Genomic DNA, 9,941 nt, shown 5'->3' with positions numbered 1-9,941 from the left:
TGGGGGGCATTGGCGTGGAAGAACGCGCGCGACTCGAGCAGCAACGTGTGCAGCGCGCGGATCTCCGCATCCCGCTCCGCGCCGGCGGAAGTTTGCCAGAGAGCGTAGACAAAGGGGAGATGGGTCCACTCCGTCCAGGCGGTCCCCAGATCCAGCAGGCAGTAACCCGCAGCCGGCGTCCTGCGCAGGGCGACGTCGCCAATCCAGAGGGCGGCGGCCGCTCCCTCGGCCTGCAGCGGGTCGTGCTCGCTATCCTGGTCGAACCAGCGGTAGCGGGGTCGGACACCGAACCTCTGCTCGAGCAGGATCCGCAGCAGGACCGTAGAAGTAGCCGAGGCCGTGGGCAGGGCGACCTCGTGTCCCTCGAGCTCTGCTGGCGGCAGCCGTGTCTCGAGCAGGATGCTGCCCACCGGGCCGGCCGAGCCAATGGCCAGGTCCGGAAAGAGCCGGTAGCGCAGTGCATGGCGCGCATACTCGATGCTGGAGGAAGGGGCCACGTCCACCAGACCCGCAGCCAGCTCGGCGTTCAGGGCCGAGGGCACGCCCGTGCGCAGCTCGAGCCCTGGCGGCACCGCCTGGTCCAGCAGCAAGGCATGAACGGGGAAGCAGTTGCTGTACCCGATGTGACCCAATCGCAACATAGAACGGCAGAGGGAACGTCTGCGGGATCGGCCAGCTTCAACTCCTCGCCGCCGCGGACGAGGAGCCTGACTCCTCGATGCTGAAGATCACACCGCCCTCCTCCGCCGCCGCGGCGGCCGGCCGCGTCTCGATAATCACCCGCCGCACCACCCGGCGCGGGTCGTTCACCACGATCTCGAAGTCCAGCTTCTGCTCCGGGGACTGCACTCGCGTACGCATTTTCGCGCCCGGCCTGACTTTCCGCGTCTCCGGATTGCGGAACAGCGTCTTCGTCGACTGACGACCGCTCTCCAGCGTGCGGGTTACCTTGATCAGGTTCAGCCAGTCCGGCTGGAAGCTGATCTCGTAGTCGTAGCCGCGCTGATCCGAACCGCGCCCGTCCCGGTTATGGCGTGCCATGCCCGCCTCCACAGCGATCGCCGAGGTGCATCGCGAGTTCTGTAAGATTCCCGGGCGCTGCGAGGCTGTCAAGCATCCCCCGCCCACCCTCGCGAGTACGGAACTTGCGAGCACGCGTCCCGCCCCTCGCAGCGTCTGTCTTGCGAGCGGGCCATTCCTCCGGACAGCGGCCGTTACCTGCGCCCGGGCCGACCGCGTGCCCCGCGCGCCTGCTGGCCGGATGGCTTGCCTCTTGACCGGATGGGCCAAATATGATAAACTACGCAGTATCACCCGCGAACGAAACCTCCCGCATCCGGAGGCGTGGCCGCCTCGCCGACCGTAGCTGGCCGAATTCGTTCCGATCTTATTGTCACTCACTTGGAGCCTGGACCGAGGGCGTCAAGTACTCGCCTGTCGTTCTCTTACCACACAGGTACGGGGTGATCCGTGGACATCGCCGAACTGAAGAGTAAGTCCATTGCGGAGCTGCACGCGATGGCGGAGGAGTTGAACATCTCGAACTACTCGGGGCTGCGGAAGCAGGACCTGATTTTCCGCATCGAGCAGAACCTGCTCGACACCGATGTCGTGCTCCGGGGTGAGGGAGTGCTGGAGATCCTGCCGGAAGGGTATGGATTCCTGCGCTCCCAGGACTGGAATTATCTGTACGGCCCGGACGACATCTACGTGAGTCCTTCGCAGATCAAGCGCTTCGACCTGCGCACGGGCGACACCGTGCTGGGTCAGGTGCGTCCGCCCAAGGAAGGCGAGCGATACCTGGCGCTGCTGAAGGTGGAATCGGTGAATGGCGATGATCCGGAGCACGCCAAGCACCGCATCGCCTTTGACAATCTGCGCCCCCGCTACCCGGAATCGCGGGTGAAGCTGGAGAATGTGGCGGGCGACATTTCCATGCGGCTGATGGACCTGGTGGTGCCGATCGGCAAGGGGCAGCGCGGTCTGATCGTCTCGCCGCCCAAGGCGGGGAAAACGATCCTCATGCAGAAGATCGCGAACTCGATCCTGGAGAATCATGCGGAAATCCACCTGATCGTGCTGCTGATCGACGAGCGGCCGGAAGAAGTGACGGACATGGAGGAGCACGTAGAGGCGGAGGTGATCTCTTCCACGTTCGACGAGCCGGCCGACCGCCACACGCAGGTTGCGGAGATGGTGATCGAGAAGGCCAAGCGGCTGGTCGAGCACGGGCGCGACGTGGTCATCCTGCTGGACTCGATCACGCGGCTGGCGCGAGCCTATAACGTGACCGTGCCCCACTCGGGGAAGATCCTGTCCGGCGGCGTGGATGCGCATGCGCTGCACAAGCCCAAGCGCTTCTTCGGCGCCGCCCGCAATATTGAGGGGGGCGGCTCCCTGACCATCATCGCCACGGCGCTGATCGAGACCGGATCGCGCATGGACGAGGTGATCTTCGAGGAGTTCAAGGGAACGGGGAACATGGAGGTCGTGCTGGACCGCCACATTGCCGACAAGCGCATTTTCCCCGCCGTAGACATCAACCGCTCCGGCACGCGCAAAGAGGATCTGCTGCTGGACGAGACCGAGCTCAACCGGGTCTACCTGCTGCGCAACTTCCTGGCGGACATGCCGCCGGCAGAGGCGCTCGACTTCCTGCTCGACCGGATGCGGCGGGCCAAGACGAACAAAGACTTCCTGGACAGCATGGCCAAGGGGTGATCAGGGGGCGGAAGGCGGCCGGGGATTACGGCGTGGAGATGGTGGTCCGGCCCAGCACGAGCAGGTCGTAGGTGGCGCGCTGAGCGGGCGTGGGGCGGAGGGGCAGGCTCAGGGCGAGAGCGGGAACCGCGGGGTCGTCCGGGATCTGCAGGACCAGGTGGTCGGCTGGAGCGGGCGGTGCGTGGGGGCGGGCGCGGCCGTTGGCCCCGATTTCCACGAGACGCCCGGTGCCGGCGAGCTCGGCAAGCAGGCGGCCGTACTCGGCCCATTCGGCCACGGGGTCCGTGGCGGGATCGGCGAGGCGGGGGAGCAGGATCTCCTCGTAGTAGGCTACAGCCTTCTGGAACGCCGCCGGGTCCCTGTCCTTGAGCACCTTCAGCCGCCGCCGGTAGGACTCCCGCGAGTCGCCCAGAGCGCGCTCCTGGAACGCCTGGTGCAGCCGCTCTTCGGCCCGGGTGCGTAACGCTTCATCCATCCCCGCAGGATGCCGGTCCGCCCCGCCCCCGTCAACCCACCTCTGCCCCGCACCTTCCCTCCCCAGCCTCGCGGCGCTATCTTGCCCCACCGACCCCCTGCACAGGATGAAAGCTGTGGCTCTCTACCCGCGCACGCGAAGCGGCGTTTCCCTGGAATGGGCCGAGGAAGGCGTACTGGAGCTTACCTGGGAGGTATTCGGTGAGCTATGCCGGGCGCTGGCCGTGAAGGCCATCGCCAGCGGCTACGCGCCCGACCTGGTGATCGGAATCGCAAAGGCCGGCGTGATTCCCGGCGCCGTCATCGCGTCCATCCTGCGTTGTGACTTCTTCGCCATGAAGATCAGCCGGCGGGCGGGCGTCGAGCAGGTCCGCGAGCAGCCCAAGATCCTCTCCGCGGCTCCGCGCCAGGCCGCCGATCAGCGCGTGTTGATCGTGGACGAGATCTGCACCACGGGGGAAACGCTGCGCCTGGCGCTGGCGGCAGTGCGCCACGTCAATCCGCTGGAAGTGCGGACTGCGACCAGCTTCGTGAAACTCGGGGGCCACAAGCCCGACTTTTACGCCATCGAGACGGACGCCAGAGTGATCTTCCCCTGGGACCGGCAGGTCGTGAACGAAGCGGGCGAGCTGATCGAGAACCCGGCGTACCAGCACCTGCTCTAGCCCTTCCTCCACACCCCGCGCGCCGCGCCCGCTCGTTCCCTGCGCACAGGAATGTTCACGGAGCTCCTCAGGCGGCGAGGCATCAGAAGGCGTCCGGACTACGCGGCCACGTGGTTCAGCTCCCCGGCCCTGCCGCTGGCAGCCATACCGTAAACGTCGAGCCGCGCCCCAGCTCGCTCTGCACTTCGATCTCCCCACCCATTTGCCGCACCAACTGGCGCGCAATGGCCAGACCGAGCCCCACACCCTGCGCAGTAGCGGGGTCGGGACCAGCAAGTCGGTAGTACGGCCGGAAGATGGCGTCGAGCTGGTCCGCAGGAATGCCCGGCCCGTTGTCCGCCACCTGCACAGCCACCAGGCGCTCGGCATCCGGCTCGCCTGACGCCGCGATCCGGACAGTGCCCTGGACCGGTGTGTAACGGATGGCGTTGGTCAGCAGGTTCATCATGATCTGGCGCAAGCGGTGGGGCTCGGCGAGGACCGCCACATCAGCCGGAAGCTCGCAGAGCAGCTCCTGGCGCTTGGACTCCGCCTCGGGTCGCACAAGCAGTAGCGCCTCTTCCAGGATCGCCCGCAGGTCGACCGCCTGCGGCGCCCACGCGTAGCCGCCCTGCGGCAGCCGAGCCTCCTCGAAGACCTGCTCCACCAGCGCGAGAATGTGCCTGGCGCCAAGACGGACGCGCTCGAGAGCATCCCGTTGCCGCTCATTGACCGGCCCGAGCAGTTCGAGAAGCAGCAGCTCGACAAAGGCGTCCATGGCATGCAGCGGAGAACGGAGATCGTGCAGCAGCCCCGCCAGCGTGGTCGCCGCGCCCGCATTCCCGGGGGACTCCGGGCTGGTCCCCCCGCGCTTCCCGCTGCGGGGCCGTGCTGCCGCCATCGGACATTACTGAGGTGTCGAGGGAATGGATTCCGGGGCGCGCCAGGTGTGCCCCAGCGCGGGGCTGCTTTGCCTCGAGAGTAGCGGATCAAGCATACAGAGCGGGCTCGATTACGGCAAGATTATCTGAAAGGAACCGGATCTACAGGATCGGCTCGGCGCCTGTCCTGGGCCGGCCGGGCAGCGGGTGGCCGCCGGGGTGGCCAGGGTCGCTGGTCGGGTCGTGGGCGAAGTCCATGGGGTCAGCTTGCGCGAAGATGCCCTTCAGCTCGGCTCGCGAAAGGCTGGCCAGCCCGTCCGTCGAATCCAGGCGGTCTGCCGGCAGCTCGGCAACCCGCCAGGGCCGCTGCGGGTTGGTGATGCAGTAGAAGACGACGGCGCGCACGCCGGGGTGCGGGTCGTCCCGCGCGATCCTGGCCTCCCAGGTCGCGCCGTCCGCCTTGAGCCTTAGGGCCATTGTGGGTTAGCCTCCCCCGGTTGTGAGGCGCTGAGGGGAACCCCGCCTCACAACTTCTCTTACACGTCCAGGTTGCGGACGTAGCGAGCATTGTCCTCGATGAAGCGACGGCGCGGCTCGACGTCGTCGCCCATCAGTGTGGAGAAGATGCGGTCGGCTTCCACGGCATCCTCGAGGCTGACCTGCAGGATGGTGCGGGTCTCGGGATCCATGGTGGTCTTCCAGAGCTGATCCGGGTTCATCTCGCCCAGCCCCTTGTAGCGCTGCACGACGACCGACCGGCCCTCCACCTTGCCGTTGGGCGAGAGGCGCTGGAGGATCTGGTCGCGCTCCGCATCGGAGTAGCAGTAGTGCTCCTCCTTGGCGCGGGCCACGCGGTAGAGGGGCGGCTGCGCGATGTAGACCATACCCGCCTCGATCAGCTCGCGCATGTGCCGGTAGAAGAAGGTGAGGAGAAGGGTGCGGATGTGCGCGCCGTCCACGTCGGCGTCGGTCATGATGATGATCTTGCCGTAGCGCGCGTTCTTCAGGTTGAACTCGTCCTCGCCGATGCCCGTGCCGATGGCGGCGATGATGGTGCGGATCTCCTCGTTGGAGAGCACCTTGTCGAAGCGCGCCTTCTCGACGTTCAGGATCTTGCCGCGCAGGGGCAGGATGGCCTGATAGGAGCGGTCGCGCCCCTGCTTGGCGCTGCCCCCCGCGCTGTCGCCCTCGACCAGGTAGATCTCGCAGACGGCCGGGTCGGTGATCGAACAGTCGGCCAGCTTGCCGGGCAGCACGCTCCCCTCGAGCGCGTTCTTGCGCCGCGTCAGGTCGCGGGCCTTGCGGGCGGCAATACGGGCGCGCGCCGCCTGGATGGCCTTCTCTATGATGGCGCGCGCAACAGGGGGGTGCTCCTCGAGATAGGAGGACAGCTTTTCATTGACCACCTGCTCGACCGCGCCGCGCACCTCCGAGTTGCCCAGCTTGGTCTTGGTCTGCCCCTCGAATTGCGGCTCCTTGACCCGCGCGGAGAGGATCGCCGTGAGCCCCTCCCGGACGTCGTCGCCGGAGAGCGTATCCAACTCCTTCTTCAGCCAACCCTGCCTGCGGGCGTAATCGTTCAGCGTGCGCGTGAGCGCGGCCTTGAAACCGGTGAGGTGCGTGCCGCCCTCGTGCGTGTTGATGTTGTTGACGAAGGTGAAGGTGTTCTCGCTGTAGCCGTCGTCGTACTGGATGGCCAGCTCGATCTCGGCCTCCTCACGGCTGGCCTCGATGTAGACCGGCTTGGGGTGCAGCGGCTTGCGACTGCCGCGCAGGAATTCGACGAACTCGACGATCCCGCCCCGATGGCAGTACTCCTCCTTGACCGGCTCCGGTCCGGCCTCGGGCCGCTCGTCCAGCATGGTGATGAGCAGGCCCTTGTTCAGGAAGGCAAGCTCACGCAGCCGGTTGCTCAGCGTCTCGAAGTTGTAGAGCAGCTCCGTGAAGACTTCCGGGTCCGGCTTGAACGTCACGGTGGTGCCGGTGCTCTTGCCCCGGAACGTGCCCACCGGGTGCAGCTCGGTCACCTTTTTGCCGCGGCCGAAGCGCTGGCGGTAGATCCGTCCGTCGCGCCAGCGCACGTCGACCTCGAGCCACTCGGACAAGGCGTTGACCACGCTGACGCCCACGCCGTGCAGCCCGCCCGACACCTTGTACGCGGTCTTGTCGAACTTGCCGCCGGCGTGGAGCATGGTCATGGCCACCTCGACGCCCGGCCGCTTCTCTGTCGGGTGCAGGTCCACGGGGATGCCGCGCCCGTTGTCTACCACCGTGATGGAGCCGTCCCGCCGCAGGATCACGTCGATGCGGGTGCAGAAGCCGGCCATGGCCTCGTCCACCGCATTGTCCACGACCTCGTAGACCAGGTGGTGCAGGCCGCGGGCGCCCGTGGAGCCGATGTACATCCCCGGGCGGCGACGGACGGCGTCCAGCCCCTTCAGGACCTGGATCTGGCCGGCGGTATAATCATTGGGTTGCGGCTGATTCTTGGCCATGGTTTCCGGGCTCGGGTTGCGCGACAATAGAAGCACATTCTACTACCCCCATCCGCGGCCGAAGTTGCCTTCCAGGGGCTGATGCTTCGCGGCCGGCGCGGGAGCCCTCGGCTTCATGCCTCCTCCCCCATCACGAACCGGATGCGCTTCACCCGGCCGCGACTGCGCCCCTGGTTGAGGCGGCGCAGGACATCGCGCTCCATGAGCTTGAGCTCCATGAGCCAGGCACTGGAGCGGACGGCGACCACGAGCACGCCATCGGACACGGTGAGCGGGCGAGTGACCGCGGCGATACCGGGTCCCACGCGCCCCGGCCATTCCGGGATCACGCTCAGCTCCTGCATGCGCTCGGCCATGCCGGACTCCTCGAGGTAGCGCTGGAGGGTGCGCGCGACCGGGGTGGGCTGGTCCGCCTTGCGCTTCACGGGTACACCTTCCCCTCGGCCATGCGCCAGTGGGCCAGGGCGGCGCGGTGCGGCTCGAGATCGGAGGGCTTGGGCGCAGTCAGGATCACCTGCCCCCGCGTGCCGGCCTCGAGCAGCTCGAGCAGGCGGCGGGAGCGGCCGGGATCCAGCTCGGCAAAGACGTCATCCAGCAGCGTGAGCGGCTCGCGGCCGCGCTCCTGCCGCACGGTCTCGGCCTCGACCAGGCGCAGAGCAATGGCCGCGGTGCGCTGCTGGCCGCCCGAGCCAAACTCGCGCAAGTCCAGGCTGGCGCCGTTCCCCTCGAGGGCCATGAGCAGATCGTCCCGATGCGGGCCGGCAAGGGTAACGCCTCGCTCCCGCTCCCGCGCCGTGTTGCGCTCGAGCGCCAGGTGGAAGGCGGCGGCGATGTCAGGGCCCGCCGCCGCCGCGCCCGAGGCCCGGTCGACGGGTACACCCGGCAGGTAATGCAGCCGTGCCGCGGCCCCGCCTGCAATGGCGGCGTAGCAGCGGGCGAACGCCTCGGCGTAGGCGGCCAGCCAGGCGGCGCGCGCTTCGATAATGCGCGCCCCGGCCTCCACCAGCCCCGGATCCCAGGCCGCCACGACCGCGGACGGCGCGCCCTCGCGGAGCAGCGCGTTCCGCTGCCGCAGGATGTGGCGGTAACGCTGCAGGGCCGTCAGGTACCCGGTCCGGTTCAGCGAGAGGAGAATGTCGAGGAAGCGACGTCGCTCCGCGGGGCCGCCGGCCACGAGTGCGACGTCCGAGGGCGAGAAGATCACCAGGCCAATGCGGCCAATGGCGTCGGCCAAGCGGTCCGGCTCGACCTGATCGAGGGTTACGCGCTTGCGCCGGCCGCGCCGCTCGAAGGCCGCCGTGACCTCGCGCACTCCGCCCGTAGCCCGGTCCTCGAATCGGCCACGCACGTGGAACGCGTCGGCGCCGAAGCGAACGAGCTGCTCCTCGCGAGCACCGCGGAAGGAACGGAAAATCTCGAGGTAGTAGATGGCCTCCAGGAAATTGGTTTTGCCCGAGCCGTTGTCACCGATCAAGGCGACGCCGCCCGCAGGAAGCGTGAGATCCAGCTCCGCAAAGTTGCGGAACTGGCGGAGGCGCAGCTCGCGGCACACGAGGGACGAGCGGGCAGTCATTGCTCGCGCGCCAATCTAGGGCGGCCCAGGGGGAATGGCTACTGCGACCGGAGCCCTACTCCAGCAGGACAGACACAGTATCGGCGCCGAGCAGCAGGCCGCCCCCGGTGAAGCACCCCCATCGTCCTTCCCGATACGCCATGGCTGTGCCCCGGTCCGGCACGCTGTTATTGCCGCGGTGGTTCGAGCTATGAGGCGGCCGGCAACGTGGACAGGCCCAGCGTGGATCCCTATTCTGGAGGAGGTCTTCTGGACGATGCACAGCGAGGCACGAATGCGCACTGCTGCTGCTACTCGCCTACACCGCTTCACCGTCGAGGAGTACCGCCGCATGGCGGAGAGCGGAGTCTTGTCCGACAAGGACCGCGTGGAACTGATCGAGGGCGTGGTCGTTGACATGGCGCCGATCGGCAGCCCGCACGCGGCAGTTCTATCGCGCCTGGATCGGCTGTTCGCGGGAGCCGTCGGCATGCGCGCGATCGTTCGAGTTCAGCTTCCGGTCCATCTCAGCGCGATCTCCGAGCCGCAACCCGATCTTGCCATCGTAGTATACCGGGAAGACTTCTACGAGCGCGCTCATCCAGGGCCTACCGAGGTCCTGCTGGTGGTCGAGGTCGGGGACACGTCGATACGGTTCGATCTCGACAAGAAAGCACGGCTGTACGCCAGGGCGGGCATCACGGAATACTGGGTGGTCGACCTCACGCGCGACGAGATCGTCATCCACAGGGGCCCTGGGCGGGCAGGCTACGCCTCGGCGCGCGCCATGTCCGGCTCTGCGCGGCTGTCGCCGCTGACGTTCCCGCAGCAGAGCTGGTCAGTGGCGGAGATCCTGGGCTCGGCTTGAACGGCGCTTGCAACCCGAAAGGGCGGGCCTACTCCAGCAGGACAGACACAGTATCGGCGCCGAGCAACAGGCCGCCCCCGGTGAACACGGCCCCGATGAGGAGCAACCGGCTGGCTCGGGCGACCTGGGCACTGTCGCCGCGCACCATCATTTCGGCAAGAATGGCCCCGGGCCGCGGCCGGCTCCGAGGCCGCGGCACGGCGCACTCCGGGACTACCCCGGGGCAACAACTGTTCCGCCGCCGTGCGGGGACGCCGCCTCTCGCACGTGACGGAAGATCGGCTAAAACGCCTCCAGCAGCTTCTT

The 9,941-nt window shown here is 67.6% G+C and carries 12 protein-coding genes; 3 read left to right on the top strand and 9 right to left on the bottom strand.

The window, feature by feature from the left end; all coding sequences use genetic code 11:
- A partial coding sequence (locus HY703_08025; GenBank protein MBI4545125.1) for a menaquinone biosynthesis protein occupies positions 1–632 on the bottom strand: 632 nt, incomplete at its 3' end.
- Positions 633–678: 46 nt separating this feature from the next.
- Positions 679–1,041 carry a hypothetical protein gene (locus HY703_08020; GenBank protein MBI4545124.1) on the bottom strand — a complete coding sequence of 121 codons (363 nt, stop codon included), beginning with the start codon at positions 1,039–1,041 and terminating at the stop codon, positions 679–681.
- Between the two features lie 429 nt (positions 1,042–1,470).
- Between HY703_08020 and rho the strand changes: the two genes are divergently transcribed.
- Positions 1,471–2,721 carry a transcription termination factor Rho gene (rho, locus tag HY703_08015; GenBank protein ID MBI4545123.1) on the top strand — a complete coding sequence of 417 codons (1,251 nt, stop codon included), beginning with the start codon at positions 1,471–1,473 and terminating at the stop codon, positions 2,719–2,721.
- Positions 2,722–2,746: 25 nt separating this feature from the next.
- Here the strand turns inward: rho and HY703_08010 are convergent, their stop codons facing one another.
- Positions 2,747–3,196: a hypothetical protein gene (locus tag HY703_08010; GenBank protein MBI4545122.1), complete on the bottom strand. Its 450-nt coding sequence runs from the start codon at positions 3,194–3,196 to the stop codon at positions 2,747–2,749.
- A gap of 115 nt (positions 3,197–3,311) precedes the next feature.
- On the opposite strand from HY703_08010, the gene HY703_08005 reads away from it, so the two are divergent.
- Positions 3,312–3,860, top strand: a complete 549-nt coding sequence (locus HY703_08005; GenBank protein ID MBI4545121.1) for a phosphoribosyl transferase — start codon at positions 3,312–3,314, stop codon at positions 3,858–3,860.
- Between the two features lie 115 nt (positions 3,861–3,975).
- Here HY703_08005 and HY703_08000 read toward each other — a convergent pair whose 3' ends face one another.
- The 5 genes from HY703_08000 to recF form a co-directional block, all read right to left on the bottom strand.
- A complete protein-coding gene (locus HY703_08000; protein ID MBI4545120.1) occupies positions 3,976–4,740 on the bottom strand; it encodes a HAMP domain-containing histidine kinase in 765 nt (254 codons plus the stop codon).
- 142 nt (positions 4,741–4,882) lie between these two features.
- Positions 4,883–5,197 carry a hypothetical protein gene (locus tag HY703_07995; protein ID MBI4545119.1) on the bottom strand — a complete coding sequence of 105 codons (315 nt, stop codon included), beginning with the start codon at positions 5,195–5,197 and terminating at the stop codon, positions 4,883–4,885.
- A gap of 59 nt (positions 5,198–5,256) precedes the next feature.
- Complete coding sequence (gyrB, locus tag HY703_07990) at positions 5,257–7,215, bottom strand: DNA topoisomerase (ATP-hydrolyzing) subunit B (GenBank protein ID MBI4545118.1); 1,959 nt, start codon at positions 7,213–7,215, stop codon at positions 5,257–5,259.
- A 113-nt stretch (positions 7,216–7,328) separates the two neighbouring features.
- Positions 7,329–7,640, bottom strand: coding sequence for a DUF721 domain-containing protein (locus HY703_07985; protein MBI4545117.1), 312 nt, complete (start codon positions 7,638–7,640; stop codon positions 7,329–7,331).
- Positions 7,637–8,788 (bottom strand): DNA replication and repair protein RecF, encoded by a 1,152-nt coding sequence (gene recF, locus HY703_07980; GenBank protein ID MBI4545116.1) that lies wholly within the window; start codon positions 8,786–8,788, stop codon positions 7,637–7,639. Before recF ends, HY703_07985 begins: the two co-directional genes overlap by 4 nt.
- Before the next feature lie 274 nt (positions 8,789–9,062).
- On the opposite strand from recF, the gene HY703_07975 reads away from it, so the two are divergent.
- Positions 9,063–9,635, top strand: a complete 573-nt coding sequence (locus HY703_07975; protein MBI4545115.1) for a Uma2 family endonuclease — start codon at positions 9,063–9,065, stop codon at positions 9,633–9,635.
- A 28-nt stretch (positions 9,636–9,663) separates the two neighbouring features.
- Here HY703_07975 and HY703_07970 read toward each other — a convergent pair whose 3' ends face one another.
- On the bottom strand, positions 9,664–9,834 hold the full coding sequence (locus tag HY703_07970; GenBank protein MBI4545114.1) for a hypothetical protein: 171 nt from the start codon (positions 9,832–9,834) through the stop codon (positions 9,664–9,666).
- Positions 9,835–9,941 lie beyond the last annotated feature (107 nt).

Source organism: Gemmatimonadota bacterium, assembly GCA_016209965.1.
Lineage (GTDB): Bacteria > Gemmatimonadota > Gemmatimonadetes > Longimicrobiales > RSA9 > JACQVE01.
Note: the sequence above shows the minus strand (reverse complement) of the source record. Positions and strands in the feature narration are given on the sequence as shown.